25 protein-coding genes and 3 pseudogenes are annotated in these 26772 nt (G+C 60.0%); 16 read left to right on the top strand and 12 right to left on the bottom strand.

Going from position 1 to position 26772, the window contains the following annotated elements; genetic code table 11:
• Positions 1-105: 105 nt before the first annotated feature.
• From ACM3N8_RS04560 to ACM3N8_RS04580, 5 genes and pseudogenes are all read right to left on the bottom strand, one after another.
• Positions 106-543 (bottom strand): phage virion morphogenesis protein, encoded by a 438-nt coding sequence (locus tag ACM3N8_RS04560; protein WP_348685753.1) that lies wholly within the window; start codon positions 541-543, stop codon positions 106-108.
• Positions 543-743, bottom strand: a complete 201-nt coding sequence (locus tag ACM3N8_RS04565; protein ID WP_348685754.1) for a hypothetical protein — start codon at positions 741-743, stop codon at positions 543-545. Before ACM3N8_RS04565 ends, ACM3N8_RS04560 begins: the two co-directional genes overlap by 1 nt.
• The gene (locus ACM3N8_RS04570; protein WP_348685755.1) at positions 740-925 is read right to left on the bottom strand and encodes a hypothetical protein; all 186 of its coding nucleotides are present in this window, start codon (positions 923-925) and stop codon (positions 740-742) included. Before ACM3N8_RS04570 ends, ACM3N8_RS04565 begins: the two co-directional genes overlap by 4 nt.
• Positions 926-1033: 108 nt before the next feature.
• Positions 1034-1783, bottom strand: a complete 750-nt coding sequence (locus ACM3N8_RS04575; RefSeq protein WP_416015497.1) for a hypothetical protein — start codon at positions 1781-1783, stop codon at positions 1034-1036.
• A gap of 52 nt (positions 1784-1835) precedes the next feature.
• A pseudogene (locus ACM3N8_RS04580) lies at positions 1836-2054 on the bottom strand (Tn3 family transposase); the annotation flags it as partial.
• A 91-nt stretch (positions 2055-2145) separates the two neighbouring features.
• Here ACM3N8_RS04580 and ACM3N8_RS04585 point away from each other — a divergent pair.
• Positions 2146-2289 (top strand): annotated as a pseudogene (locus tag ACM3N8_RS04585) (IS5/IS1182 family transposase); the annotation flags it as partial.
• Positions 2290-2725: 436 nt separating this feature from the next.
• Positions 2726-4981 carry a collagenase gene (locus ACM3N8_RS04590; RefSeq protein ID WP_416015498.1) on the top strand — a complete coding sequence of 752 codons (2256 nt, stop codon included), beginning with the start codon at positions 2726-2728 and terminating at the stop codon, positions 4979-4981.
• 30 nt (positions 4982-5011) lie between these two features.
• Here ACM3N8_RS04590 and ACM3N8_RS04595 read toward each other — a convergent pair whose 3' ends face one another.
• Positions 5012-5830, bottom strand: coding sequence for an AraC family transcriptional regulator (locus tag ACM3N8_RS04595; protein WP_098984565.1), 819 nt, complete (start codon positions 5828-5830; stop codon positions 5012-5014).
• A gap of 260 nt (positions 5831-6090) precedes the next feature.
• Here ACM3N8_RS04595 and ACM3N8_RS04600 point away from each other — a divergent pair.
• Positions 6091-6272, top strand: a pseudogene (locus tag ACM3N8_RS04600) (hypothetical protein); the annotation flags it as partial.
• A gap of 793 nt (positions 6273-7065) precedes the next feature.
• On the opposite strand, the gene dsdC reads toward ACM3N8_RS04600, so the two are convergent.
• Positions 7066-8010, bottom strand: coding sequence for a DNA-binding transcriptional regulator DsdC (gene dsdC, locus ACM3N8_RS04605; protein ID WP_290064156.1), 945 nt, complete (start codon positions 8008-8010; stop codon positions 7066-7068).
• A gap of 226 nt (positions 8011-8236) precedes the next feature.
• Here dsdC and dsdX point away from each other — a divergent pair, with 226 nt between their 5' ends.
• The 3 genes from dsdX to ACM3N8_RS04620 all read left to right on the top strand — a co-directional run bounded on the left by dsdX (position 8237) and on the right by ACM3N8_RS04620 (position 11440).
• A complete protein-coding gene (gene dsdX, locus ACM3N8_RS04610; RefSeq protein WP_274452294.1) occupies positions 8237-9574 on the top strand; it encodes a D-serine transporter DsdX in 1338 nt (445 codons plus the stop codon).
• A 17-nt stretch (positions 9575-9591) separates the two neighbouring features.
• Positions 9592-10923, top strand: a complete 1332-nt coding sequence (locus ACM3N8_RS04615; protein WP_416015499.1) for a D-serine ammonia-lyase — start codon at positions 9592-9594, stop codon at positions 10921-10923.
• A 340-nt stretch (positions 10924-11263) separates the two neighbouring features.
• On the top strand, positions 11264-11440 hold the full coding sequence (locus tag ACM3N8_RS04620; protein ID WP_005328937.1) for a hypothetical protein: 177 nt from the start codon (positions 11264-11266) through the stop codon (positions 11438-11440).
• Between the two features lie 86 nt (positions 11441-11526).
• Here the strand turns inward: ACM3N8_RS04620 and icd are convergent, their stop codons facing one another.
• Both icd and ACM3N8_RS04630 read right to left on the bottom strand, forming a co-directional pair.
• Positions 11527-12780 (bottom strand): NADP-dependent isocitrate dehydrogenase, encoded by a 1254-nt coding sequence (gene icd, locus ACM3N8_RS04625; protein ID WP_290017166.1) that lies wholly within the window; start codon positions 12778-12780, stop codon positions 11527-11529.
• Positions 12781-12981: 201 nt separating this feature from the next.
• A complete protein-coding gene (locus ACM3N8_RS04630) occupies positions 12982-13857 on the bottom strand; it encodes a helix-turn-helix transcriptional regulator (RefSeq protein ID WP_290017167.1) in 876 nt (291 codons plus the stop codon).
• A 132-nt stretch (positions 13858-13989) separates the two neighbouring features.
• Between ACM3N8_RS04630 and manA the strand changes: the two genes are divergently transcribed.
• On the top strand, positions 13990-15201 hold the full coding sequence (manA, locus tag ACM3N8_RS04635) for a mannose-6-phosphate isomerase, class I (RefSeq protein WP_290017168.1): 1212 nt from the start codon (positions 13990-13992) through the stop codon (positions 15199-15201).
• 222 nt (positions 15202-15423) lie between these two features.
• Here the strand turns inward: manA and ACM3N8_RS04640 are convergent, their stop codons facing one another.
• On the bottom strand, positions 15424-15579 hold the full coding sequence (locus ACM3N8_RS04640; RefSeq protein WP_098984570.1) for a hypothetical protein: 156 nt from the start codon (positions 15577-15579) through the stop codon (positions 15424-15426).
• Between the two features lie 693 nt (positions 15580-16272).
• On the opposite strand from ACM3N8_RS04640, the gene ACM3N8_RS04645 reads away from it, so the two are divergent.
• The 3 genes from ACM3N8_RS04645 to ACM3N8_RS04655 all read left to right on the top strand — a co-directional run bounded on the left by ACM3N8_RS04645 (position 16273) and on the right by ACM3N8_RS04655 (position 19555).
• On the top strand, positions 16273-18180 hold the full coding sequence (locus ACM3N8_RS04645; protein ID WP_416015500.1) for a PTS fructose transporter subunit EIIC: 1908 nt from the start codon (positions 16273-16275) through the stop codon (positions 18178-18180).
• Positions 18181-18380: 200 nt separating this feature from the next.
• Positions 18381-18668, top strand: a complete 288-nt coding sequence (locus ACM3N8_RS04650) for a hypothetical protein (RefSeq protein ID WP_065402926.1) — start codon at positions 18381-18383, stop codon at positions 18666-18668.
• 98 nt (positions 18669-18766) lie between these two features.
• Positions 18767-19555, top strand: a complete 789-nt coding sequence (locus tag ACM3N8_RS04655) for a hypothetical protein (RefSeq protein WP_290017170.1) — start codon at positions 18767-18769, stop codon at positions 19553-19555.
• Positions 19556-19582: 27 nt separating this feature from the next.
• On the opposite strand, the gene ACM3N8_RS04660 is transcribed toward ACM3N8_RS04655, so the two are convergent.
• Positions 19583-20785, bottom strand: coding sequence for a MalY/PatB family protein (locus tag ACM3N8_RS04660; RefSeq protein WP_416015501.1), 1203 nt, complete (start codon positions 20783-20785; stop codon positions 19583-19585).
• 82 nt (positions 20786-20867) lie between these two features.
• Positions 20868-22454: a maltose/glucose-specific PTS transporter subunit IIBC gene (gene malX / locus ACM3N8_RS04665; protein WP_416015502.1), complete on the bottom strand. Its 1587-nt coding sequence runs from the start codon at positions 22452-22454 to the stop codon at positions 20868-20870.
• A 316-nt stretch (positions 22455-22770) separates the two neighbouring features.
• Here malX and ACM3N8_RS04670 point away from each other — a divergent pair, with 316 nt between their 5' ends.
• From ACM3N8_RS04670 to ACM3N8_RS04695, 6 genes are all read left to right on the top strand, one after another.
• Positions 22771-23808, top strand: coding sequence for a Mal regulon transcriptional regulator MalI (locus ACM3N8_RS04670; protein ID WP_290017370.1), 1038 nt, complete (start codon positions 22771-22773; stop codon positions 23806-23808).
• Positions 23809-23963: 155 nt separating this feature from the next.
• Positions 23964-24227, top strand: coding sequence for a hypothetical protein (locus ACM3N8_RS04675; protein ID WP_041217726.1), 264 nt, complete (start codon positions 23964-23966; stop codon positions 24225-24227).
• A gap of 63 nt (positions 24228-24290) precedes the next feature.
• Positions 24291-24749, top strand: a complete 459-nt coding sequence (locus ACM3N8_RS04680) for a GNAT family N-acetyltransferase (protein ID WP_241280286.1) — start codon at positions 24291-24293, stop codon at positions 24747-24749.
• 135 nt (positions 24750-24884) lie between these two features.
• Positions 24885-25343 (top strand): GNAT family N-acetyltransferase, encoded by a 459-nt coding sequence (locus ACM3N8_RS04685; protein WP_241280287.1) that lies wholly within the window; start codon positions 24885-24887, stop codon positions 25341-25343.
• Positions 25344-25549: 206 nt separating this feature from the next.
• Positions 25550-25849 carry a hypothetical protein gene (locus ACM3N8_RS04690; RefSeq protein WP_241280289.1) on the top strand — a complete coding sequence of 100 codons (300 nt, stop codon included), beginning with the start codon at positions 25550-25552 and terminating at the stop codon, positions 25847-25849.
• A gap of 11 nt (positions 25850-25860) precedes the next feature.
• A complete protein-coding gene (locus ACM3N8_RS04695) occupies positions 25861-26637 on the top strand; it encodes a phosphotransferase family protein (protein ID WP_241324549.1) in 777 nt (258 codons plus the stop codon).
• Positions 26638-26772: the final 135 nt, after the last annotated feature.

A 26772-nucleotide genomic window follows, 5' to 3' on the forward strand; every position in this document is an offset into this window, starting at 1 on the left:
CGTCACGTTTAAGACTGTTTAAATCCATTGCTAATCAATTTCTACGACAGCTCCCTGCCATCACCCTACATCTACCCAATAATTCCATATCGCGCCGTACAGAAGCTATGTGGTGAGATAGCCTTCTAGGGTTTCCAGTACGCTTTGTTGATCGGCTTCCGAGAGCCCCAGATAGGGGCGCTCGGGCAGGTTGATCTCGGGGCGACCGAACTGGTGAGCGGCGCCGTATTCGAGCGGGGTACCGAAGTAGAGGGTCTGGGGTTCGGCCTGATAGTTGAGGGTATCGCGCAGGTCATCGTTGAGGCGCAGCACCTCATCGGCATGGCGTGGCTTGCGGGCGCGGTACTTCTCCGAGAGCGGGGCCCAGGGCTCCCCTTCTGGGGTCTCCTGCGCATCCCAGCGATCCCGGTGGGAGAGCGCCAACCCCTCACCGATATCGGCCAGGGGTTCGCTGAGATCACCAGTGCGCTGGTAGAGGTGGGCCAACAGCTCGTGAGCATCGGCCACGCCATGGTGGCTGATGGCGATAAAGCTGCCGGCCATCAGATCTCATCCTCAAAGGTGGTCATATAGTGCAAGGCTTCGTCATCCGCATTCGCCATGGCGGCCTCCCAGAGATCCCCCATCAGGTCGGCTTCCGCATCACGGGCTTGCTCGCATAGCGCATCCAGCACCTTGGCTTGTGCCAAGGTAAAGGGGCCATCCTGTGCCAGCAGGGCGCTGGCTTGTTCCAACAAGGTCATCCTCTATCTCCTTTGCCACTGGCAGCCGTGGCCTGGGCCAACATGGCCTCCACCCGTTTGGCCAGCTCGGGGAAATGCACCACCATGGCGTCCCTGGCCAATACCCAGGAGGCAAACGCCTCGGCGGCGGCTTCCATCCTGGTCTTGCCGGCATACTCGGTCAGCAAGCCAACCCCCGTCAAATCCGGTTCACCAGCCCAAAAGTGGACCTGATGCCCCAGTTCGTGCAGCCAGGTCGATATCCGTTGTGCCGACTCACCTTGCCTGGCCCCCACATTGGCCGAGACGCTTCAATGGCGGCGCAGAGTCTCACCGCTGATCCCTCTTGGCTGCCATTGCCGGGGACCGCTGTTGCCCTTGGCATCCGTCACCACCTCGGTGGCCGCCGCTTGCACCGCCTTGATATCGACCGCCTTTAAAGTATCGCCTCCCTTTACCTTGATAACCAGATGATCCCAGCTTTTGGCGGTAAAGCCATTGGTCATGCTGGCGCGGCGAGAATGATAGAAGGCACGGACTTGGTAAACATCTTTGCCCAGATACTCGGCAATGGCCGAGGCGACCTTGAGCCCCGCGGCCCCCTTTCCCATTTCGGTCTGCTTGATAAACAGCGTCTTGACCGGATGCGCCTTGAGGAAGGCCGCCAAGGGCTCACGCTGGGGGGCTGGCAGCTGGGCCAGCAGGTCGCTCAAGCCCTGCGCACTCACCCCCTTGGCACTGGAATAGGCACTCTCCACCATCCGTTCGGGCAGCCGCTCGGCCAGCGCTGGCTTGGCTTCCTCCCGCTTGGCCACGGCCTTGGTCAAGGCAGCCGGGGTCTGGGGCCGGTAATCAAAGCCGGGGTCGATACCTCTGGGGATCTTGTGTAGCTCCCCGGTCGCCTTATCCACCCACTCATAATCGCCATCATCCGGCGCCTTGCCGACTTCAAGGCCGCGCCGCTTGAGGTCGGCTGCCGAGAGCAGGAACTTCTTGCACTTGCAGCCATACCCGTTGCTCGGGGAATGGGTATTCCACCAGGGGTGATCCATAGGTAGCACCAGGTTATTCCACTTGAGGTGCAACTCCCTCGGGTGCTCGGAGTCCCCATGGCGATAGAGGGCATACCTGGTGCTTGAGCCGCGGCTCCAATCCAATGTTGCAGACCTCCGCCAGCAACACTGCGCAGATACTGACAACCAACTCCTCGGCTCAGACATTGGATTCGCTGACATGAGTAAATTCGTTGGCGAAGCCGGTATGAGCATTTATCTCCAGCAACAGCTCAGTGAGATCCACGCTGGGCAGCAAGGACTCTATCTGCTGGGATACGGGGTCAGTATTACTACCTCCATCTGATTGAGGACATTTACAGCCGCAAGGGCGTGGGCTGGGAGGTTCATGAGCAAGGGAGCTGTGAGCTGGCGGCAGCCGCTGGGTCGTAGAGTGAACTCCTGGTTGGCTAGCCCCACGAATTCGTTTCGAGCGACGGCTTGATATCCATCAAGCCTTGCTGACGCTGGCTTGTGCCGTTATCTGCCTGCGCTTTATTGAGCGGTTTTGTTAGCGGCTCTAAATGTTCTCACTCGGCTCGCTGCCGAGGGCTCCCTCGCACCTTTTCTCACCCAAACCGTACCGAGTCTCATCTTGTGGTGCAAAACGATGCATTGCCAGGCTAATGGTGCGCATCAAGTTGAACTGGGAGATAGGCTTGGTAGCTCTGTTATGAACAATGCCTGTCCATGTTATTTCCTGATGGTGAAGGGGTGCCCAAATCTTCCCGCATCTGCGGATCCCAATGATAGGGTGCTACCTGCCCACACCAGATGGCGAAGGCATGCCCGGGCGAAGCGTTTTTGGCAAATTGCGCCGTCAAGGCGCAGGGATATGCCAATACGGGCGGGGGGACTCTCTGCCACATTAGGTGTCCCGGACCGGCGCAGGGAGGCGCCAGCAGCGTGACTACACCGGCACGGGCATCTACCCCAACCATGGAGAGTCCTATGCTTGCACTAAAACCCCTGGCGTGTCTGTTGTTGGCTGGCTGGGCCACCGCCCTGGCCGCTACCGAGGCCCCCGTCTCCCTGCCCTCGCCCGCCATGGTGCCGGCAGATCTGGCCGGCGCCGAGCACGGCCAGTCCCTCGCAACCCTGCCGGCGCCGCGGCTGCACCGCCTGCTGCCGCCGCCCGCCGCCCCCGAGCTGGCGCAAGATCCCCACGTCCAGCGCGACCGGGAGCCCGACTGGCGCGCCCAGGCCCAGAGCCTGATGGCCGAGGGGGGTGATTGTCGCGATCCGGCCGGCTTCCTCGACAAATCCGGTGCTGCACTGGCCGACTATCTGGAGGGCCTGCCCGAGGTGTCGTGCACCTATGGCCTCTTCTCTCTCACGGCGGACGACGGCGCCCGCATCTATGACACCGCCAACCTGCTGGCGGTGGCCGAACGGTTGCAGGCGCGCGCCGTCGACTATCAGGGCAGCGGCCGTGGCCTCGCCAATCTGGTGCTCTATCTGCGCGCTGGCTATTACAATGCCATCGCCCGCGATCTCTATCCGGAGCCACCGCTTACTGTGCGCGACGCGATCCGGGTTGGCCTCGATCGGCTGCTGGACAACCCTGCCCTGTTCATCCCCAATCCGGACGCGGGCAGCACGATCGGAGAGAGCTTCACCCTGATGACCAATCTCCGTGATGAGGCCTATTACCTGCCGCGCCTCAAGCCCCTCATCGCCCGCTTCACCAATCGAGACGGACAGCCGAATGCCGCCGATGCCCTCAAGCACTGGGAGGTGGGGTCGGGTTACACCGGCCTGCTGACCGTCCTGTTCATGTCCCATTACCGCGCTGAGGGGCGCGCCCTGGCCGAACAAGACGGCAGCTACGCCGAGGCCCTGTTCGCCTTCGTGCAGGGCAACCAGGCCGCTCTGCTCGGCACCAGCTACGCCTACCAGCTCACCGACAGCCTGAACGAGGCCCTGCGCTACATGCAGTATCCGGCCCACTTCGCCGCGTCGCGGGCCAGGATCGAGCAGATCCTGGCAAAGAACAGTCTGGATGGTCCCGGCGCCGATCTCTGGTTAGTGGCCGCCAGTGCCGTGAAATACTATGACAATGCCCGCTGCGCCGAGTACGGCACCTGTGACTTCGAGCAGCGGCTGGCCGACATAGTGCTGCCGATCCGCCACGAGTGCGGGTCGACCCTGCGCATCCGAGCCCAGGATATGACAGAGCAGCAACTGACCGAGAGCTGCGCAGCCTTGGCCAACGAGGAGCAATACTTCCACCGCATGCTGAAGACCCAGAACCGGCCACTGCCGGGCGACGTCAACGACGCGCTGGAGGTGGTGGTGTTCGACGACTACGCCAACTACAGCCGCTACGCTGGCGTCATCTACGGCATCGCCACCGACAACGGCGGCATGTATCTGGAAGGGGATCCCGACCAACCCGGCAACCAGGCGCGTTTCATCGCCCATGAGGCTTCCTGGCTGCGCCCCCTGTTCTCGGTGTGGAATCTGGAGCACGAGTATGTGCACTATCTGGATGGACGTTTCAACATGGCCGGCGACTTCGCCCGAGCCATCAGCCAGCCTACCGTCTGGTGGATAGAAGGTCTGGCCGAGTATCTGTCCCTTGGCAACGACAACGCCAAGGCGATCGAGGCGGCCCAGGCCGGCACCTATCCCCTGTCGACCATCTTCAGCAATACCTATGACATGAACGACTATGGGACCCGCGCCTACCGCTGGGGCTATATGGCGGTGCGCTACATGTTCGAACACCACAGGGACAGGGTGGACGATACCGTGACCAGATTTCGCGCCGACGACTATGACGGCTACTGGTCGACCATGCAGGATCTGGCCTATGACGACGACTTCGCCGCCTGGGTGCAGACGGCCACCACGGCTGGCCAGCCGCCCGAGCCGGACTGCGGCTATCCCGACGATCAGGTCATCGACGCGACCTGTGCCCGCACCGGTATCGCGTCGGACGACATCCGCTACTTCTACGTCTTCGTGCCCCAGGGGACGACGCGGCTGACGGTGCAGACCCGAGGTGGCAGTGGCGACGCCAACCTCTATGTCATGCACCGGGGCTGGCCGAACCGGGACAGCTACGATCAGGGCTCGGCCAATGGCGGTAACGATGAGGCAGTCACCATCCAGACCCCCGAAGGTGGCACCTACTACCACATAGCGGTGGACGCCGGTGCACCCTACCGGGATCTGAGCCTCAGTGTGGGGCTGGCTCAATAGGTGAGTACGACGCGCCGCACCGGCGGCGCGTCAATTCCCCCGGCGCAGCAACTGCCGGTACTGGCGTGGAGACAGGCCTGTCAGGGCTCGAAACTGCCGCGACAGGGCGCTCTGATCGCAAAAACCGCACCGCAATGCGATGTCGGCGATGGCCATATCGCTGCCCTTTAGCCAGTTGATCGCGATGTCGATGCGAGTCTTGGTGATGAACTGACCGGCGGAGAGCTGGAAGATCCGCCTCATGCGCCGCTCAAACTGGGCGACTGATACCCCGGCCCGTCTTGCCAGCGATTCAATGCGCAAGGGGGTGGGATAATGAGTCAGGATGTGATCGACCGCCTCGACGAAGCGATCGTCGATGAAGCCGGCCCGGCTCGGCTCGTGCAGATCGCGTGACATGCATACCAGGCCTACAATGGCGCCACCGGCATCGCGCAGCGGCTCCTTGTTGGTCAGGCACCAGCCGGGGCTGCGGTCGTTAAACAGGGTCAGATCGAGATTGTCCACTACGGGCTCACCGGTGCCAAACAGACGATCGTCCTGGGCCTGGTAGCGCGCTGCCATGTGGGGTGGGAAGATCTCGTGGGCCGTCTTGCCGATGGCATCATGCCGGCTCGCCAGACCACAGCGCTCAGTACAGGCCTCGCTGATGCTCACATAGCGGCCTGCCCTGTCCTTGATGGAGAAAACAATGTCCGGGGCCCGATCGAACAGGGCCTCGAGGCACCGCGCGTCGGGCAGCGCCCGAAAAAACTGTTGCCGCCAGGTATCCAGATCGGCGCGCAGATGCCCCGGACTGGGGGGTTGGGGGGGCAGCCACGCCGCGAGGGCGCTGGGAGTCTCTCTCATCATCAACTTCCTTGTTGGTGTGTCCGTACGAATCTCTTCGGCCAGTGTAGCAGCCTCCGGGATGGGCTGTTCCGCCCTGTGCCATATCCGGCTCGCACACTCAGTTGCCACTGTCGTCCACGCTCTGTGGCATAGCAATCTACCGGGTCCACCGAGTGCGACCACGCCTTCGCCTGACCCGGTAAGGTCAAGGGCCGGCGGCAAGATCCACCCAAGGGGCTCAACATCACGGGCTTGGCAGTAAGCGTCAGGCCAGTACCGATGGCAAGCTGGTGACCGAGTCATTCAAGGATGACACCCGTAAGACCCTGCTCAAGGAGTGTGCCACCCTTGATGCCTTCACTGGACGCTGCTGGTAGGCAGTTGAGCGCAAGCAGGCCATCATGGATGAGCTTGGCCCAGGCTGGGATGGGAAGTCCTAAGCGCCGAAGTGGGCCGACAATGTCAAAAAACACATGCTTTACTCAACAGCATATCTGTGGCCAAGTTACGACTATGAGTCGCTCCCCCAAGTGGCCAGTATCAAGTCATCTCAACCGTGCGCATTCGCAATTGCTCCATGGTAGAACGAGTTCTGTATGACCATCACTGGCACAGCGCACTACAAACTGCGCAAATTGCTCACCTCTCTGCGCAAAAACGAAACCCAACGAATAGCCCAATATTGGATGTTAGAGGCGTGGCAAGGCTTGGGGAGGGAGTGAGAGGCTTGGAAAATGCGCAATTGCGCAGCCCTGTGAAAAAAGAAATACATCGGCGCGAAGAACAACACGCTGAGTATGAATCGTGGGATCCGGGTCATAGGGATTTGAACCCGCATCCCGAGAAGTGCGTCGCGAGCGCTAGAAGTAGCCGGAGACCTGGCCGGCTTTTTCGCGAGGTAGACAGGTACGCCTCAATGGCAAAATGTGCGGTGGCTTATTTGCCAGTAACACCTAAGCTCTTTTCACTAAAAACAAATTATATAAAATCAACAACATGAAATATTGATTCAGCCTCCCCAGCATTGGAAAAGGCCACTTCGCAAGAAGTGGCCTTTTTTATTTGTGTCCGGTTTCCATCCTATGTCGAACGATTGAGCCTTTACTGGCAGTGTATTCGGCTAACTCGCTGGGATGTCAGACGAATTCCCCGCTCTTCGGCGTCTATCCTGCCGTCTGTACCGCTTTTTGCCGGGTGTTCACCCTCCATCCTGCACGCCAGACGGGGAATAACACGGCGCTTGGCCCTGCCGCTTATTGTGTCTCCTTTGCCTGGGCACAGACCCAGTCGACAAAGGCCTGGATCTTGGGGCACTGGCGGTTGGGCAAGGTCGCTATGTAGTAACGCTGCTCGCAGCGCACCTCCATGCCAGGGAAGGGGGCAACCAGCTCATTTCTGGCCAGCCGCTTGCTCACCAGGTTCTTGCGGCCCATGGCGACCCCGGCGTGGTTCATGGCGGCGATAATGGCGAGATCGGAGCGATCGAACCCCATGTTCGACTGGCAGGCGTCGAGGGAGATGCCGCACTGGCGGGCCCAGCTGCTCCACTCGTCGCTGTCCGAATCATGGCCCCAGGCCTGCCTGTCGTGCAGCAGACGACAGCGAGACAAGTGGTCTGGATTGTCCAGCAACCCATGCTGCTCGGCATATTCGGGGCTGCAAACCGGCACCATGTACTCATCCATCAGCGGGTGGATGGCGAGCCGCTCCGGGGTCTTGTCATCGAAATAGATAGTCAGGTCTATGCCATAGCCGTGCAGATTGATGTTCTCGTTGCCTGTCATGACGTTGAGATCGATCTGGGGATGCAGGCGAGAAAAATCCGCGAGTCTGGGCACCAGCCAGCACTGGGCGATGGAGGGGCGGGAGTAGACGGTCAGGGAACCGGACAGTTCCTGATGCCTGATCTCCAGGATCTCCTGGTTGATGAACTCCAGCGATGACTTGAGCGCCCAGAAGACTCTTTGCCCCTCTGCGGTCAGCATCACCTTGCGGTGAAAGCGCTGGAACAGCTTGAAACCGAGCTCCTCTTCCAGCGCACTGATCCTGTGGCTCACCGCACTCGGGCTGAGCGCCAGCTCATCCGCCGCCAGGGCAAAGGAGCTGTGACGGGCCGCCGCCTCGAAGGTATGCAGCTTGGAGAGCTGATAACCGTTCAGCAGCTTGTTTCTCGATACATAGTTATCTTCGGTATACATCTGGCACGCCTCTTCGCCCCCAAAAAACGCACAGATGATAGCCAGAAAACCGGCCTTTGGATGCAACCAAACAACCCAAATCCCATCAAAGCCGATAAATGTGATGGATGTGGCACCTTTGCATCAACTCATATCATCCAAGACGCCATTTTCATCATTTGTCAGCCACCCGTCATTTTCATTCAATAGGCGCCTAATCATCACTCATGACACATAGAGGCGCAGTATGAATTCTGAAGTGTGGGTCGTCGGTACCTTGCTGACTAGCATCATTCTGATTGTCTTCACCATAGTGAAGGGCAAGGTGCATCCTTTCCTGGCTTTGCTGCTGGCGAGCTTCTATGTCGGCACCATGATGGGGATGAACCCGGTCAAGATGGTCAACGCCATGGAAGAAGGCATAGGCGGCACCCTGGGCTTTCTCGCCGCCGTCATCGGCCTTGGCACCATACTCGGCAAGATGATGGAGGTATCGGGGGCGGCGGAGCGCATAGGTCTCGCCCTGCAAAAGTGCCGCTGGCTCTCGCCTCAGGTGATCATGGTGCTGGTCGGTCTGGTGTGCGGCATCACGTTGTTTGTCGAAGTGGGAGTCGTGCTGCTCATTCCGCTGGCCTTCTCCATCGCCCGCAAGACCAGGACCTCGCTGCTGACCCTGGCCATCCCGCTCTGCACCGCCCTGATGGCCGTGCACTGCATAGTGCCGCCCCACCCGGCCGCGCTCTACGTCACCAATCAGCTGGGTGCCGACATAGGTTCCGTCATCGTCTACGGCCTCGCGGTCGGGCTGTTTGCCTCCCTGGTGGGCGGCCCGCTGTTTCTGAAGCTGCTCGGTAAACGGGTGCCGTTCAAAGAGGTGCCTGCCGCTTTTGCGAATATAGAGGCGCGCGACGAGGCAAGCCTCCCGACCTTAAGTGCCTCTCTCTTCACCGTGCTGCTGCCCATACTGCTGATGCTGGCCAAGACGGTGGCCGAGCTCAACATGGATCACGCAAGCGGCCTCTATACCCTGCTGGAGTTCATCGGCAACCCCATCACCGCCATGTTTATCGCCGCCTTCACCGCCTACTACGTGCTGGGGATCCGTCAGCACATGAAGATGGAAGGGCTGCTGAACCAGACCGAGCAGTGCTTCTCCTCCATCGCCAATATCCTGCTGATCATAGGGGCAGGCGGCGCCTTCAACGGCGTGCTCAAGGCGAGCGGCCTGGGGGACAGCCTGGCGACCATTCTCTCCCAGCTGGACATGCATCCCATACTGCTGGCCTGGCTGGTGGCCATAGTGCTGCACGCCGCCGTCGGCTCGGCCACCGTCGCCATGATGGGTGCCACAGCCATCGTCTCCCCCATCATGGTGCACTACCCGAACATCAGCCCCGAGATCATGACGCTCGCCATCGGATCCGGCGCCATCGGCTGCACCATGGTGACCGACTCCCTGTTCTGGCTGGTCAAGCAGTATTGCGGCGCCACCCTGAACGAAACGCTCAAGTACTACACTACCGCCACCTTTGTCGCCTCCCTGATGGCGCTGGCCGGTACTTTCCTGCTCTCCTATATCGTGTAACAAGACCGAGACATCCCATGAAAAACATCGACGTCCAACAACTCATTACCCAATTCCCGCTGGTGCAATCCCTGATCGCACTCGAGCCTGTGACCTGGTTCAACCCCAAGGCCAGCACGCTGGCGGTTGGCCTTCCCTATGTGGGGCTAGATGGCAGCGATGTGGCGGATGCCTCCGCCCGGCTTGCCCGCTTCGCCCCCTACATGTGCGACGCCTTCCCCGAGACCCGCGCCAGCAAGGGCATTCTGGAGTCCGAGATCGCCGCCATCCCGGCCATGCAGGCAACGCTCAATGCGCGCTACGGTGTCGAGGTAACCGGCAAGTTGCTGCTGAAAAAAGACAGCCATCTGCCCATCTCCGGCTCCATCAAGGCGCGCGGCGGCATCTACGAGGTGCTGACCCATGCCGAACAGCTGGCGATCAAGGCCGGGTTGCTTCGCGAAGAAGACGACTATCGCAAGCTGTTCACGGACGAGTTTCGCCAGTTCTTCGGCCAGTACAGCATTGCCGTGGGCTCCACCGGCAACCTCGGCATGTCCATCGGCATCATGAGCGCCAAGCTCGGCTTCACCGTCACAGTCCACATGTCCGCCGATGCGCGGGAGTGGAAGAAGCGCAAGTTGCGCGAACACGGGGTCATAGTCGTGGAATACGCCGAAGATTACGGGGTGGCGGTGGAGCAGGGTCGCAAGGAGGCCAAACGCGACCCCAACTGCTTCTTCATCGACGACGAGAACTCCCGCACCCTGTTCCTCGGCTACTCGGTAGCGGGCGAGCGGGTGAAAAAGCAGTTCGATGATATGGGCATCAAGGTGGATGCCGAACACCCGCTGTTCGTCTATCTGCCTTGCGGTGTGGGCGGTGGCCCCGGCGGCGTGGCCTTTGGCCTGAAACTCGCGTTCGGGGATAACGTCCACTGCCTGTTTGCCGAACCCACCCACTCCCCCTGCATGCTGCTGGGGGTCCACACCGGCCTGCACGACGGGATAGCGGTGCAGGATCTGGGGATAGACAACCTCACCGCCGCCGACGGTCTGGCGGTGGGGCGCGCCTCCGGCTTCGTCGGCCGCGCCATGGAGCGACTGCTCGATGGCTTCTTCACCCTGAGCGATCAGGAGATGTATGACCTGCTGGGGCTGCTGGCACGGGATGAGCAGATCAAACTCGAACCCTCGGCGCTGGCCGGCATGCCGGGTCCGTGGCGGGTCAGTGCCGATGGAGAGTGGCAGGCATCGCGCGGTCTGACTGCCCAGCACATGGCACAGACCACCCACCTGGTGTGGGCCACCGGCGGCGGCATGGTGCCCGCCGAGGAGATGGAAAAATACCTGGCCACCGCCAAAATTTGATCTTTTTTCACCCAACAAACCCGCCACCCTGGCGGGTTTTTCTCTTCATGGATCAGCAAGATGGCACACCCTTTGCCCTGAGCGTGAGCACCTCACCTCTCCTCCTTCGGCCGCCAATCCCCCCAAGTTGGTTATTTTGTGATAGGATAGGGACCGTTTTTTGACATCTGCGCCCCGTTAGCGCCGTTATCCGGCGAGATCGCTACCCAATCCGGCGATAACAACGAACAGAGGTGCGCAGGAAAACAGTGACCTGGTTGAGTCAGGTCTGGCAGCGGTCGAGAGGCTTGTCTGCCAAACGGGCAACCACCAAGGGCACCTTAGATAAGGAGATCGGGCAATGAAACAATATCAAAGCTGGCTGGGACAATATCTGATGAGTCGCCGCGATGGAGATCACGCCATGGCATCCGAGCTCGCCAACTCCATCTGCGAGTTCTGGCAGACGCAGGGCGATGAAGCCGAAAGCAGCAAGTGGCAACAGCTCTATCAACAGCACGTGGAAAAGACCACCTGATCACAGGTGCACCTTCAGGCCAGCGGCCTGTCACCCATAAAAAAACCGGCGCTCATGGCGCCGGTTTTGCATTTCAGTCTCACCGTTTACATCTGATCGACCATGTCCTGGGCGAACTGGGAGCAGGAGCGCAGGGTGGCACCTTCCATCAGTCGCTCGAAGTCATAAGTCACGGTCTTGTTGGCGATGGCCGCTTCCATCCCCTTGATGATGAGATCGGCCGCTTCGACCCAGCCCATGTGGCGCAGCATCATCTCGGCGGAGAGGATCAGCGAACCCGGGTTGACCTTGTCCTGACCGGCGTACTTGGGCGCGGTGCCATGAGTCGCCTCGAACAGGGCCACACCGTCACCTATGTTGGCGCCGGGGGCGATACCGATGCCACCGACCTGAGCGGCCAGGGCGTCGGAGATGTAGTCACCGTTGAGGTTCATGCAGGCGATGACGTCGTACTCGGCCGGACGCAGCAGTATCTGTTGCAGGAAGGCGTCGGCGATGACGTCCTTGACCACGATAGTCTTGCCGGTTTTCGGGTTCTTGAAGGAGCACCAGGGGCCGCCGTCGATGAGCTGGGCATCGTACTCTTTCTGGGCCAGGGCATAGCCCCAATCCTTGAAGGCACCTTCGGTGAACTTCATGATGTTGCCCTTATGCACCAGGGTCACGGAGTCGCGATCGTTGTCGATGGCGTACTCGATGGCGGCACGTACCAGACGCTCGGTACCGGCCTTGGACATGGGCTTGATGCCGATGCCGCAGGACTCGGGGAAGCGAATTTTCTTCACGCCCATCTCGTTTTGCAGGAAGGCGATGACCTTCTTGGCTTCGTCGCTGTCCGCCTTCCACTCGATACCGGCGTAGATGTCTTCGGCGTTCTCGCGGAAGATCACCATGTCGGTCAGGTCGGGACGCTTGACCGGGCTCGGGGTGCCTTCGTAGTAACGGACCGGGCGCAGGCAGATGTAGAGATCCAGCTCCTGACGCAGGGCCACGTTGAGGGAGCGAATACCGCCACCGACCGGGGTGGTCAGCGGGCCCTTGATGGCCACGCAGTATTCACGAATGAAATCCAGGGTTTCGGCCGGCAGCCAGGCACCTTCGCCATAGATATGAGTCGACTTCTCGCCGGTATAGATCTCCATCCAGGCGATCTTGCGCTCGCCTTTGTAGGCGTTCTCGACCGCGGCATTGACCACATTCAACATGGCCGGGGTCACGTCCACACCTATGCCATCCCCTTCAATAAACGGAATGATCGGATGGTTGGGAACCTGCAGCTTGCCGTTGGCATCGACTGTGATTTTCTGGCCCTGGGTCGGGATAACTACTTTGCTTTCCATCGGCATCTCCTAACTTCCGTTTGTTATCAATCTGTAAGTTGCGCGCGGCCATCTTAGCCCATTCGTTTTCATAATCAAATGGCGAGCACGCATGTCAGACCATAGTCGAGTACTGGATCACAATGCGTCCAGCCTGCCCGCCCCGGATCCACAGCGGCCCCGCCAACACCTGACTCACGCAGGTTCCAGCGGCATCCCTGCTTATCCCACCAACCCCTCGCCCTGCCCCTGTGGCTGGCTCAGGGAGCGGTACTGGGAAGGGGTCAGCCCGGTCTTTTGCTTGAACACCCGGCAAAAATAGTTCACATCGCCGTAACCGCAGCGGCTGGCCACCTCTTCCAGCCGAAACCGGTATTTTTTCAGCATGAATTTGGCCCTGTCGATCCGCACCCAGCTGATGTAATCGGCCAGGCGCATGTGGCCCTGCTCGCGAAACAGGTGAGAGAGATGACTGGCCGAGACGTTGAAACGGTGGGCGATGGAGTCGCGGGTGATGGGGCGGTGAAAATTCTCCTGGATATAGATGCAGATCCCGTGAAACAGGTCCGCCCCTCTTGGCCGCTCGGCGGCGGACTCCGCCAGCAGCTGGCGGGCACTGGTGAGCAGCGCCTGCAACAAGTGGTTGTCGGTGGGGGAGCGGCCGGGATCCTCGGTCAGCACGTTGAGCGCCGCCAATATGTGTTCGATCACATGGCCGGCCCGCGCCATTATGCTGTGCTTTTGCACGTCGAAAAAATCGGGGTCTTCCCGCCGCTTGCTCACCAGGCTGAACCCCAGCTGGCGCTTGCCAAACAGCAGGCTCAGCACAGAGCAGTCCGTGGTCCACAGCGGCTTGTTCCAACCATTGGGAGGAATGTAGAGCGCCTGCCCCGGCAACACACTTATCTCCTTGCAGCCCTGCTCCTTGTCCCAGATCTGGTTGAGGTATTCGCCGCTGAACACCAGTTCGAGGCGGGGAAAGTTGACCTGATAGCTGAAACCGGGCGGCACCCCCTGATCCTGGGCAAACCAGATCTGCTCGAAGGGGGCCTGCTCATGAAGGGCGCCATCGAGCAGTTGGCTGAAGATAGGTGACATGCTGATCCTGATCAAATAGAGAGAGGCAAGCGGTTGCGGCGGCAAAGGCCGCCCATGTTATAGTCCGGTCCGCAGCAGCAATGCCACCCTTTTCTTCACCCGACTTTCTTCACACTAAATGAGGCGTCCCTTATGAGCAGTCGCGATCTGTCCTCCTTTCTGCCCTCTTTTTTGTTAATGCAAAATCCGATTCAAGGTTACGACTGGGGCAGCCATGATGCCCTCACCACCCTGTTTGGCATCCCAAATCCGGCGGGCAAACCCCAGGCCGAGCTGTGGATGGGCGCCCACCCCAACGGCTGCTCCGAAGTGAGCCTGGCGGGCAGTGCCCAGAAGCTCTCGGCAGTGATCGACGCGGCCCCGGCCGCCGCGCTGGGTGAGGCTACCGTCTCCCGTTTCGGCAGCCTGCCGTTCCTGTTCAAGGTGCTGTGCGCCGAGAAGGCCCTCTCCATTCAGGTACACCCGAGCAAGGCTCAGGCCGAAGCCGGCTTTGCCAAGGAAGAAGCCGCAGGCATCCCCATCAAGGCGGGCAATCGCAACTACAAAGACCCCAACCACAAGCCGGAGCTGGTGTTTGCCCTCACCCCCTATCAGGCGATGAACGGCTTTCGCGCCATTACCGCCATACTGGCGCTGTTCGAGCGGGTCAAGCTGGCAGCCATCGCCGATCTGGTCACGGCCTTTGCCGCCAACCAGAACGAAGCGGGCCTGCAGCACTTCTTCCATCAGCTGCTGATTTTACAAGGGACGCACAAGGAAGACGCCCTGGCGGGCCTGCTGGCCTATGCCGCCGCGCACCAGGATGAGGAGACCTTTGCGCTGATCACCAGCCTGGCCGCCCAGTACCCGGGGGATGTGGGACTCTTCTCACCGCTCTTGCTCAACGTAGTAACCCTGCAGCCGGGTCAGGCCATGTTCCTCGATGCCTGCACCCCCCACGCCTATGTGCGCGGCACCGGCCTCGAGATCATGGCCAACTCGGACAACGTGCTGCGCGCCGGTCTCACCCCCAAATACATAGACGTGGCAGAGCTGCTGGACTGCACTCGCTGCCTGCCCAAGCCGGATGACCAGATCCTGCTGGCCCCCCGCGTAGAGGGTGCGGTGCAGCACTTCGATGTGCCGGTGCCGGACTTCACCTTCAGCGTCTACCCGGCGGGTGAACATGCGCTCACCACCGCCAGCGCCGAGATCCTGTTTGCCATCGATGGCACTGTGACGCTCAAGCAGGGTGACGAGACGCTGCGCCTCGATAAGGGCCAGTCCGCCTTTGTCCCTGCCGCCACCGGCCACTACCAGCTGCTGACCGAAGGCCGGGTCGCCCGCGCCGGCAACCGCTGCTAAGGCGTGACTCCGACACGGGTTCAATGAGCGGATAAACCAACAAGGGCCATCACTGATGGCCTTGTTGTTCCCTGGCTGCGCCTTCGTTCGTCAGTCTGCGCCGCATGACGCCTTCAAGGGCGCCATCGCCCGGCCAATAAAAATCCCCACCTCCCTTGCGGGCCGTGGGGGTTTTTATTATCTGCTTGACCGATGGCCATCACTATGGTGGCCGTCGGCGGGCTAGTGTTCTGCCGCTTCCGGCTGGGACGCTTCTGAACGCTCCCGTTCCCGTTGCAGTTCATCGACCCTGGCTTGCCATTTGTCGTGGGCCTGTTTCTGGCCTTGTGACTCAAACTCCTGGCGCATGGTGTCGATCTCTTGGTCAAGTTTTTCCATCAGGATGTCTCCTTACATCATAGGGTTACACACTGGCTGACGGCACTGTTGGCCAACCTGCTCTCTGATTGGACACCGATCCCACCTGGATTGTCCAACTAAATAAACGATTGATTATGCAAAAGCTAATCTAAAAAGCAGCTAAAAGCCTCTTGTGAGACCATGTAAAACCATCCGGACCCGGCGTGATGAAATCATAAATTTCCTTTTATTATCAGTAAATTGAAATCAACCACATCAGCTTTCTCACCGCCATCATCGAGGGCAGCAGGTTATGCACATTTTTTTCACGCGGTTCGGCCAGGCCGGTCTCTCTCCCCTTGCTGATGTGCACTTTGGCTCCCGGGCCACACTTTTGCCAAGCGGCTCACATTTCAAAAGGTGACAAGGGCGCACAAATCTCCATCCATGCTTGCCGGTTCAGGGGGCTAATGTCCCGCCTTCTCTTTATTCTCATTTGACTGAAAAACTCAAGCATCTGTTTTTAAAAAGCTTTAATCAAAAATTGGCCAAGGAGATGGCATAAACAAAAATGCGAACCGGCTCACAGGGTGAGGGAACTGACACAAAAATCCAGTAAAGGGCACATATATCCGATTTCGGTGACATGGCTTGGGAGAAACAATAGGCAGGTCAATCGTTTGCTCCATTCGTTACTCATATCACCAGGGCTCGCAGAGCCAGGAGACACCTATGCTCACCACCTTGATAGATGAAGGACTGATCTGCCTCGACATAGCAGCCACCGACAAGCAGGGACTGTTTGTCGAACTGGCCGCCCGGCTCAAAGCCAGCGGCAAGATAGGCAATCAGGATCAGTTCGTGCGCGACCTCTGGGCACGGGAAAACCTCGACAACACGGGTTTTGAACAGGGGGTTGCCCTGCCCCACGCGAAGAGCGAGGCCGTGTTGCAGCCCGCCATCGTCATCGGCATCAGCCGGCAGGGGATCGACTACGGCGCCGAGGATGGACTGCCGTCCAAACTGTTTTTCATGATTGCCTCCCCGGCGGGCGGCGCCAACCACCATATCGAGGTGCTGGCCGAGCTCTCCACCAAGCTGCTGGAACCCGGCTTTATCCCCCGGATGCAGGCGGCCACCAGCAAGGCCGAAGTGCTCAAGCTGCTGGCAGCCACGGCGACTATCGGCCTAGCCGGCAAGCAGCCGGTGCGCGCCGAGGCAACAACTCAACCGCGAGCCAGTGCACCTGAACCCCAGGATCGCAGCATCAAGGCCCAGCTCAATACCCTCAAGCAGCACCTGCTGTTTGGCACCTCCCACATGATCCCCTTCATAGTCGCGGGGGGCGTCTTGCTGTCGCTCTCCGTGATGATGAGCGGCAAGGGCGCCGTGCCCGAGGCGGGCGTGCTCAAGGACATGGCCGACATGGGGATAGCGGGGCTCACCCTGTTTACCGCCGTGCTCGGCGGCTATATCGCCTACTCAATGGCGGACAAACCGGGGCTGGCGCCCGGCATGATCGGCTCCTGGATAGCGGTGCAGCAGTTCCACACAGGTTTTCTCGGCGCCATCCTGGTGGGTTTCATCGCCGGCCTTATCGTCAATCAGCTCAAACGCATCAAGCTACCGGACTCCATGAGTTCGCTGGGCTCCATCTTCATCTATCCGCTGATCGGCACCTTCCTGGTGTGCGGCATCGTCATGTGGGTGATAGGTGCGCCCATCGCCGCCATGATGGAGGGGATGAACCACTGGCTCTCCAGCATGGCGGGCTCCGGCAAGGTAATGCTGGGCGCCATCCTGGGCGGCATGACCGCCTTTGATATGGGCGGCCCGGTCAACAAGGTGGCGACCCTGTTCGCCCAGACCCAGGTCAACACCCAACCCTGGCTGATGGGCGGGGTCGGCATCGCCATCTGCGTGCCACCGCTCGGCATGGCGCTGGCAACCCTGCTCTCACCGCGTCGCTACAAGAAGGAAGAGCGTGAAGCGGGCAAGGCGGCCGCCATCATGGGCATGATCGGTATCAGTGAAGGTGCCATACCCTTCGCCGCCGCCGATCCTGTGCGGGTCATTCCGGCAATCGTCGCGGGTGGGATCGTCGGCAACATCACAGGCTTCATGATGCACAGCATCAACCATGCCCCCTGGGGCGGCTGGATTGTGCTGCCGGTTGTTGAAGGCAAGATGGGCTACATCCTGGGTACCGTGCTCGGCGCCCTGACCACCGCCATCATCGTCAACCTGCTGAAAAAGCCGGTGACAGAGGATGAGACAGTGACAGCCGACGATAGCGGCTATCAGATCATCGAAGCGGAAGGGGAAGCGGACGTGCTAGCCATCACCGCCTGCCCGTCCGGCGTGGCCCACACCTTCCTCGCCGCCAAGAGCCTGCAAAAGGCGGCCGCCAAGGCCGGCATCAAGCTCAAAGTGGAAACCCAGGGCGCCAACGGCATCATCAACCGCATCACAGCCAAGGATGTGGCCAATGCCCGCTGTGTCATCCTGGCCCACGATGTGGCCATCAAGAACCGGGAGCGCTTCGCCAATATCGAGGTCATCGATGTGAAGACCAGGGAGGCCATCCACAACCCGGAAGGGCTGCTGGCCCGCACCCAGCCGGGCAGCAAGGTGGCCTGATAACGGCACTTGAGAGTACCTACGACAGAAGGGGCCAAGGGCCCCTTCTTTTATCTCGGCATCAGGCAGCTGCAAGCCCCGCTCGTCAGCCGCCCGAACGGGGATAGCGCCCTCACCCTCAGGATCGATAAGATAGGAGCCATATTGCAACTGCATATCCCACGGCCCTGCGGCCCCTCACGGACGGAGCCTTGACGCTCATGGAATTGACTGACGTACTGCTCACCCTGGCGGGTCTGGTGACCGCCGGCATCATCCTCAAGAACCGCTCTGTCACTCAGCCCGACTGGGACAAGCTGCCCACCCTGCCCGAGTACCTCAACCTGCATCCCGAGTGCGCCACCGAGGATGACGAGAACGCCAGCTGCTACGCCTGCGGTTCCCACAAGGTGCTATTCCAGCCGCTGACCGGCTCCGGTGATTACCGCCTGCGTCACACCTGCCTTGCTTGCGGCAAGGTGCTGTTTCGCAGTCGCGCCATTCTCTGACAGAATACCGACCGCCATGCCATATAAGGCACGCAAACATCCTCGATGGCTTATCCATCGCCCCAACCGACTAGGGCCAAGGCACAAGAAGGGATTTGATGACACCAGATCTGGATCTGAACACCCTGCGCAGACGCTGGCTTAAAAAACATTTACAAGAACTGCGGGCGGCAAAAAACGAGGAAGAAAAGAAAGGAGGCATGCTGGGATTCGTCGGTATTCTATGCGCTCTGATCCCCTTGCTGACAGCGGCTGTGTACTTTGTGGGAATGCGCTATTACCAAGGTTACCTGGGGCAATTCAGACTGGAGTCAACTGAGTTTTCTCCACCCGCCGATATCACGCTTTTTACCGGTTTCTATCTGCTGATCCAGCTGCTTTTACCCTACGTAGTCCCAGTAATCGTTGCGCTAGGAACGCTTTTTCTTGCTCTCTTTGCCATGTTGTTTGCCGTGAGGTGGCGTCTGACACTCTCCTGGTGGGTTATCCGCTTCTTTGTCCTAAGCCTTCTCGTACTAAAGGGAGGAAAAATCGCCAATAACTACCCAGCCCCCTTAACCTTCAACATCATGCTCTGGTTGCAGAGCTCTATTTTAAAACTCGCTGTTTTTGTCGTGCCTCCCTTGTTGGTCATCATGGCGTCTGAACACCTCAAGCCGATGGGAGAAGCTTTTGCCAAAAAGCAGATAGACCAGTTAGAGCAAGGCAAGTGGCCGCTGACCGAGGCCCATAGTCAGTCTCCTCTGCTGGGGGATGAGCCCCATATCCGCATCGCCTGCAACGGCTCTCACTGCGCCTACCGCCTCAAGGGGGGCGATACCCTGATCCTGCGCTTCGATCAGATAGAGCAGACCCGTTACAAGCCTGAAAAGGCGGCCTCGAAATAACAACCGCCGCCCGAGGGCGGCGGTTCTCTATCCGGCAAGCAGCTCCTGCAGCGCGGCGATCAGGGCATCGAGTCCCTGCTCTACCTTCGAGCGCGGGCAGCCGACGTTGAGGCGGATATAGCCTGTGCCTTCCGGGCCGTAGGTGTCGCCGCGCATGATGGCGACCCGGTATTTCTCCACCAGCAAGGTTTGCAACGCATCCATCCGTTCGGTGGTGTCGATGCCAAGGCCGCGCAGATCAATCCAGGCGAGATAGGTCCCCTCGGGCACCCGATAGTCGATGGCGGGGAAAACGGTGTTGAGCCGCGCCGCCACATGAGCGAGGTTGCCGTGCAGATAGCTTTTCAGAGCATCGAGCCAGGAGCCACCGTCCCGATAGGCGCTGATATGGGCCAGCACCCCGAGAATGGGTGGCGATGACAGACCATGAGCCGCCTTGAGCCGCCGCAGGTAGGCCGCCCGCGCATCCGCGTTGGCGATAAAGGCGTAGGCACCGCCAAGGGCCGGGATATTGAAGGATTTGGAGCCCGAGCTGACCAGTGCCCAGCCATCATCTACCGCCACCTCACTCCAGGGCAGGTAGGGGGCGAAGCTGATATCCATATGGATGTCATCCGAGATGGCCCTGACCCCGTGGCGTTGGCAGATGGCGGCCATCCGGCTCAGCTCATCCCGCGTCCAGACCCGGCCTGTGGGGTTGTGGGGGCTGCACAGCAGCAGGATGCGGCAATCGGGGCGAGCGGCCTGTTGCTCGAAGCAAGCCCAGTCGATCTGGTAACTCCCCTGCGCCTTTATTAGCGGGCATGGCAACAGCACCCTGCCATTGGCAGCCAGCATATTGCCGAAGGCGTCGTAGGCGGGGGTATGCACCAGCACGCCCTCCCCCGGCGCCGACCAGAGGCTCACCAGTTGGGCGATCACATAGATGACAGAGGGGCCGTAGACCAGAGTCTCGGGGTCGAGCTTGGCCCCGTAGCGGCGGGCAAACCAGTCGCTGACCGCCCCCTTGAAGTCGCCGTGATTCCAGCGGCTGTAGCCAAAGACCCCGTGCTCGAGGCGCGTTGCCAGGGTCTGGCGAATGCAGGGGGCTGTCTCGAAATCCATGTCGGAGATGGTAAAGGGGAGCAGGTCGGCGTGGCCGAAGCGGTCGGCCACATAGTCCCACTGGGTACAGTAGGTGCCGTGGCGATCGACCAGGCGGTCAAAATCAAACGGTTCTGTGTTGGACATCTCTTTTTCTCTCGCCAGCAAAAACACGAATGAACAAGGGGGCATGGCGCCCCCGTAGGATCAAGGCAGCAGGCGGGCCGGATCATGCCCCCATCAGGCTCTGCAGCTGGTTTTTCACCAGATGCACCTGAGGGCCTATCACCACCTGCAGGTTGTGCTCGTCAAGCTTGATCACCCCGATGGCGCCGTTCGCCTTCAATACCTTGTCATCGACCCGGCTCATGTCCTGTACCGACATCCGCAGGCGAGTGATGCAGTTATCCAGCGCCAGTATGTTATCGGCACCGCCCAAGGCGTTGAGGATGATTTCACCGTTGTAACCGCTGTTGCCCGCCTTCTTGCCGGCCGGTTGGGCAGCCTCGCTGGCCTCAATCTCGCGGCTCTCTTTTTCACGACCAGGGGTTTTCAGGTTGAAGCGCACTATGGCGAAGCGGAACACGCCGTAGTAAATGGCAAACCAGATGGCCGCCGCCATCGGCACCAGATACCACTTGGTGGCGGTGCCCTGCAGCACGCCGAACACCAGAAAATCGATGAGGTTGCCGTCTGTGTTGCCTATGGTGACGCCGAGCAGCCCCATGGTCATGAAGCCCAGACCGGTCAGGATGGCGTGGATGACATAGAGCACGGGCGCCACGAACAGGAACAGAAACTCCAGCGGCTCAGTGATGCCGCCGATGACGCAGGCCACCACGCCGGAGACCAGCAGCGCCTTGATCTTGCCGCGATTTTCCGGGCGGGCGCAGTGATACATGGCGAGCGCCGCCCCCGGCAGGCCGCCGAGGAAGGCGGGCATCTTGCCCTGAGAGAGGAAGGAGGTGGCCGACACCGAGAACTGGGTGGTGTCGGCGCAGGAGAGCTCGGCGTAGAAGATATTGAGCGCGCCGCTTACCTCGTTGCCGCACACAAGCGACGTGCCGCCCGCCTCGGTGAAGCGAATGAGCGCCACCAGAATGTGGTGCAGGCCGAGCGGCAGCAGCAGACGCTCGCCGGTACCGAACAGGAAGGGGCCGAAGGGACCGGCGTGGGAGATAAGCGTCCCTATGCCGTTGATGCCGGCCGCGAACCAGGGCCAGACCAGGGGCACCACCAGGCCGACCACTCCCAGCACCAGCGCCGTGATGATGGGCACGAAGCGGGCTCCGCCGAAGAAGGCGAGCGCATCTGGCATCTTGTAGGTGTAGAACCGGGCGTGCAGTTTGGCGACGATCACCCCGACTATGATGGCCCCCAGAATGCCGGTGTCGATGGAGCTGATGCCGAGGATCGATTTCACCCCGTAGGCCTTCTCCGCCGCCGCATCACCGATGACGTTGGCCACCGTGAGGTAGAAGTTGATGGAGAGGTTGAGCGCCGCATAGCCGACGAAACCGGCAAAGGCTGCGACCCCCTTCTCTTCACGGGCCAGCCCGAGCGGAATGGCGACCGCAAACATCACCGGCAGGTAGATAAAGGCCACCAGCCCCACCTTGGTCATCCAGAGGAACAGCAGTTGCAACACCATGTTGTCGAGGAAGGGCATGCTCTGCTTGACCGCATCGCTGGTGAGCGAACTGCCGACACCGAGCAGGATACCGGAGAAGGCCAGCAGGGCGACCGGCAGCATAAAGGTCTTGCCGAGGCTCTGCAGAAACTCCCATATGGTGGATTTGGCGGGGGACTTGGCCATGTGTCTGATCCTTGTGAAGTGAAGGTCGCGTCTCGATGCCGATCTCCCGCACTGCACTCGGCGAGGGCAAACAGCGGAGAGAGCCTGCATCAGGTTTTGCGGATGATAAAACGTTTTATCAACTCGCAAGTGCCGACAGGATCACAGAATGGCTGGCCCGAATGGCGAGAGGATCAAAATCTGTGAGCCAGATCGGCGCAGCCGTGATGTAACGTTTCACTTGGGTATACGAGGGGGTATGCTGTGGTTCTCCGGTCTCTTTGCCCATGGCTGCAGCACTCGCCCTATGTCGTCACAACCCATGCCGTCCAAACCTATGTCGCCCAAACTGCTTGTATCGAAAAACGCCAAGATCACCGATGTCGCCCAGCTGGCGGGGGTCTCGGTCACTACCGTCTCCATGGTATTGCGCGGCAAGGGACGCATCTCGCCGGCGACTGCCGAGCGGGTGCAGCAGGCCATCAAGCAACTCGATTACGTGCCCAACAGCGCCGCCGCCAACCTGCGCAGCCAGCAGTCCAACCTGGTGGGCCTGATCCTGCGCGACATCACCGATCCCTTCTATACCGAGGTCACGGCAGGGGTGAGCGAGGTGCTGGAGCAGCAGGGCTATCTGCTGTTTCTGACCCAGTGCGGCCACAGCCCGGAGCGGTTGCAGCAGAGCATACAGTCGCTGTCACGGCAGGGGGTAGCAGGCATCATCTTCAATCCGGTGCGCGGCGCGGCGGCCAAAACCCTGGAGACCCTGCTGGGCTCACAGTTGCCGGTGGTGTGCGCCGCACGCTCCTACTATCGTGATGACGTGGACTTTATCGGCCCCGACAACACCCACGCCGCCCAGCAGGCCACCACCTATCTCATCGAACAGGGCCACCGCCATATCGCCTACGTGGGCGGGCGGGCCGACTCCCTCACCCGCGCCGAGCGCATCGGCGGCTACTGCGCCAGCCTGCTGCAATACGGCCTCCCCTTCAAACCCGAGTGGGTGCTCGAGTGCGAACGCACCCAGCGCAGCGCCGCCGACACCATAGCCCAGTTGCTGCACCAGCATCCCAAGGTGACCGCCGTGCTCTGCCACTATCCCGAGGTGGCGCTCGGCGGCATTTACGGGGTGGAGGCGAGCGGGCGCACCGTGGGCAAGGACAACTACATAGGTCAGCAGGTCGCCCTGCTCGGTTTTGACGACGTGGCGGAAGCCGAGCTCACCTCCCCCGCCCTCACCTTCGTCAGCTCACCGGCCCGCGAAATTGGCCGCCAGGCCGCCCAGCGGCTGCTGACCCGGATGCAGCAACCGGAACTTGCCCCCCATCGCCATATCATCACCCCCAATCTGCAAAAACGAGAGTCGGCCTGAGGCGCCCTGTTGCGGCGCCAGGCAAGCGACAGTTGTGGTCAAGCAGAAAAGCGCGAGCGCCAAAACGTGAGCCTGCTCACTGCGTTGGCAAGGAGAGATTGAGAGCCAAGTGGAGAGGAATATGATGGGCGCCCACTCTCTTCACGAGCCCCTTTATGAGCAACCCGCACGACCAGAACCCGCCGAGTGAAATCCATCGCTGTGACAAATGCCGGGAGCGCACCCGCCATATCGTGGTGCTGGTCGCCCGCGATCACACTCAGGACATCATGCCCAAGGATCCGCGCAAAGCCTTCTGGCAAGCCTTTACTTCCAGCAGCATCACCAACTGGGCGTTTGGCGAAACGCTGGCTTACCAGACCACCCATGTAAAGCACCTGATCTGCGAGCGCTGCGGGGAGAAGTTTCTGGAGTATTGAGGCCCAGAGGACGGCGCGCCCCGGATAATCACTAACACAGAGCAAGATAAAAGCGAGATAAAGATGACGTTTGTCGAGATGGACCCCGGTCAACTGCCGCTGGCGCTGCTGCTGGAGGCGGATCCCGCTGAGCAGCGCATTGCCGCCTATCTGCCCGGATCCTGGGGCTTTGCCGCCCTGGCGGGCAACAATGGCAACGAGGTAGTGGGAGCCTGCGTGGCCGGTCTGGTGGGGGAGCAAACGGCCGAAATCTTCAATATCGCCGTTGCCCCCAACCGCCAGCAGCAAGGCATCGGCTCCGGCCTGCTGCGCTTCGTACTGACGAGCCTGGCCGAGAAAGGGGTATGCCGCGTCGAGCTCGGTACCGGCAGCTTCGGCCACCAGCTCACCTACTACCAACGCCACGGCTTTCGCGTCGATACCGTCGTAAAAAATCACTTCCTTATCCACTACCCGGAACCCTTGATGGAGCACGGCATCCAGCACAAGGATATGCTGCGACTCTACCTTGAACTGGGCTAGGCTATCCCTACCCTCAGCAGCCTGTAGCGCCCTGGGGATAAATGGTGGGGGGATCAATTCAGCGTCGCCACATCTCATCGAAAGCAACGAGAGCCATATCGATCGCCATGACACTGGTAAAGGGATGAATGCAGGATGCAGACAAGAAAAGCCAGCCCAGATGAACTGAATGCCATCTTCTGGATGGGCTTTGATGCTTGGGGCGAAGGACTGTCACCGACTGAATATCTGGCGAGCTGCCACGCCAGTCAAAAATACCGCTCCGGTGTGTGGTATGTCCTTATTGTGGACAATCAGCCTGTCTCTTCCCTTATCGTCTATCGGGACCGATTTGGCCTTGGCCAGGGCTGTTTTGGCATAGGTTCACTGGCAACGACACCTGCGATGAGGGGGCAAGGATTTGGCACCCATCTGCTACGTGGGGTGACAGGCATGCTGCTGGGTAGTCCCGATGCCGTCGCCACCTTCCTCCATGCAGATATCGACCATCACTTCTACGAGAGGCTGGGGTATAGGCGCATTCCGGGGGGTGATTGCATGTATTTCTCTCATAGGCGGCCACGCTATGTCGGCGAACCGCCAACCTACTTTTAATCCACTCTCAGCGTCATCACCTCTACTTTCCAGCCTCCAGATATCTGTTCCAGAAAAGAGCGGTTAAATATCCGCGAGGTCAATCTGGACACTCTTGTCTGGCAGCCAGGCGGCTTTAACCAAAAACGACCCAGCATGAGATTGACTTTGCCATTCAAACACTTGCCCAAGAGCCCTCATGGGTGGTCGAAGGGATATTTGGTGCCTTGGCCGAACAGCTGCTTGATACCGCCGATACCTTGCTATTTCTGGATCTCGACTGGTCTGTATGCCGTGATTCACTGATATCGCGCGGCTCGGAAAACACCAAGCAACGGGATGCAATGGCAGCCGAAGATAACTTTCACAAACTGCTGGTGTGGGCATCGGAATATGGGCAGCGAGCCAGCAAAAGCTCCCGCCAATTCCATCGCGAGCTATTTGAACGATGCCAAAGTGATAAGCGCCATTTCACGACTCGCGCAGAGGTAAATAGCTATCTCACTCAACTGGCCATTCATAGCTAACGGGGGACTGGATGACGCAACACGAGCTGGCAAAGATGGGGAGTGCCTCCGTAAATATCCAGATGCTGGATGGCACTCCTTGCATCAGAAAAAGCGGAGCATCACCGGTCGAGCGCCATTTTTACCAACGCGCAGCTCCCCATTTGCGCGGGGTCAACACCCCGGCTCTGCTCAGAGTCGAGGGGGAGGCCCTGTTCCTTGAGCAGATCCCCAATCCGGTCACCCTCACGCAACTGCACCACAGCGAGCAGACCTTTGTTCAGCTGGCCAGTCTGCACAACAGTCGCTATCAACCCGATTTTGCGCTGAAAGCGCACAGCTGGTCGCTCGCCGATACCGACGCGGCGCTCTCTGTGCTCTGTCTGCCGGAATCAGCCAGTGAGACAATTCACCATATTCAGCAGCTTGGCCACGAGCTGTTTGCGGAGCCTTGTCTCATCTCGGGGGATAGCAATGAGGGTAACTGGGGCACCCGCGACAATGGTGAGCTGGTGTTGTTTGACTGGGAGCGATTTGGTTATGGCAGCCCGGCCATCGATCTGGCTCCGTTGGTGCCACAGGTGGGTTCACTGGCGGAGTATGAAGCCATCATTGAACACTACCTGCGCCACAGTTCGCTTCTCTCTGGCGACCGGTTGCTGCGCCATCTCATCATGGCGAAGTGCTGGCTGATTATTGAGGTCACCAATCTGCTGACCAGAAGAGAGAAACCGCAAGCGCAGCGCTATCTGGACTGGTATCGGCAACGGGTTCCGCACTGGCTCGATTCGGTCGCGCATATGATATAACCGCCTCGCAAAGTGAGCTTTCGCTCCCCTCTCCTGCCAAACCCATTTCTCCAGTTTTTCCTCCCGTGATCTCTTCTCATCTTCCCCAATCACTGCCATTTGTGTGCGTTGGTTCACATACCACCACAGTTTTTC

Origin of the sequence: Aeromonas sp. A04 (genome assembly GCF_047780465.1) — a bacterium.
Taxonomy (GTDB): Bacteria; Pseudomonadota; Gammaproteobacteria; order Enterobacterales; family Aeromonadaceae; genus Aeromonas; species Aeromonas bestiarum.

Coding starts and splice junctions, on each gene's coding strand:
- ACM3N8_RS04560 (WP_348685753.1), bottom strand. CDS start 543: ATGGCCGGCAGCTTTATCGCCATCAGCCACCATGGCGTGGCCGATGCT.
- ACM3N8_RS04565 (WP_348685754.1), bottom strand. CDS start 743: ATGACCTTGTTGGAACAAGCCAGCGCCCTGCTGGCACAGGATGGCCCC.
- ACM3N8_RS04590 (WP_416015498.1), top strand. CDS start 2,726: ATGCTTGCACTAAAACCCCTGGCGTGTCTGTTGTTGGCTGGCTGGGCC.
- ACM3N8_RS04595 (WP_098984565.1), bottom strand. CDS start 5,830: ATGAGAGAGACTCCCAGCGCCCTCGCGGCGTGGCTGCCCCCCCAACCC.
- dsdC (WP_290064156.1), bottom strand. CDS start 8,010: ATGTATACCGAAGATAACTATGTATCGAGAAACAAGCTGCTGAACGGT.
- dsdX (WP_274452294.1), top strand. CDS start 8,237: ATGAATTCTGAAGTGTGGGTCGTCGGTACCTTGCTGACTAGCATCATT.
- ACM3N8_RS04615 (WP_416015499.1), top strand. CDS start 9,592: ATGAAAAACATCGACGTCCAACAACTCATTACCCAATTCCCGCTGGTG.
- ACM3N8_RS04620 (WP_005328937.1), top strand. CDS start 11,264: ATGAAACAATATCAAAGCTGGCTGGGACAATATCTGATGAGTCGCCGC.
- icd (WP_290017166.1), bottom strand. CDS start 12,780: ATGGAAAGCAAAGTAGTTATCCCGACCCAGGGCCAGAAAATCACAGTC.
- ACM3N8_RS04630 (WP_290017167.1), bottom strand. CDS start 13,857: ATGTCACCTATCTTCAGCCAACTGCTCGATGGCGCCCTTCATGAGCAG.
- manA (WP_290017168.1), top strand. CDS start 13,990: ATGAGCAGTCGCGATCTGTCCTCCTTTCTGCCCTCTTTTTTGTTAATG.
- ACM3N8_RS04640 (WP_098984570.1), bottom strand. CDS start 15,579: ATGGAAAAACTTGACCAAGAGATCGACACCATGCGCCAGGAGTTTGAG.
- ACM3N8_RS04645 (WP_416015500.1), top strand. CDS start 16,273: ATGCTCACCACCTTGATAGATGAAGGACTGATCTGCCTCGACATAGCA.
- ACM3N8_RS04650 (WP_065402926.1), top strand. CDS start 18,381: ATGGAATTGACTGACGTACTGCTCACCCTGGCGGGTCTGGTGACCGCC.
- ACM3N8_RS04655 (WP_290017170.1), top strand. CDS start 18,767: ATGACACCAGATCTGGATCTGAACACCCTGCGCAGACGCTGGCTTAAA.
- ACM3N8_RS04660 (WP_416015501.1), bottom strand. CDS start 20,785: ATGTCCAACACAGAACCGTTTGATTTTGACCGCCTGGTCGATCGCCAC.
- malX (WP_416015502.1), bottom strand. CDS start 22,454: ATGGCCAAGTCCCCCGCCAAATCCACCATATGGGAGTTTCTGCAGAGC.
- ACM3N8_RS04670 (WP_290017370.1), top strand. CDS start 22,771: ATGTCGCCCAAACTGCTTGTATCGAAAAACGCCAAGATCACCGATGTC.
- ACM3N8_RS04675 (WP_041217726.1), top strand. CDS start 23,964: ATGAGCAACCCGCACGACCAGAACCCGCCGAGTGAAATCCATCGCTGT.
- ACM3N8_RS04680 (WP_241280286.1), top strand. CDS start 24,291: ATGACGTTTGTCGAGATGGACCCCGGTCAACTGCCGCTGGCGCTGCTG.
- ACM3N8_RS04685 (WP_241280287.1), top strand. CDS start 24,885: ATGCAGACAAGAAAAGCCAGCCCAGATGAACTGAATGCCATCTTCTGG.
- ACM3N8_RS04695 (WP_241324549.1), top strand. CDS start 25,861: ATGACGCAACACGAGCTGGCAAAGATGGGGAGTGCCTCCGTAAATATC.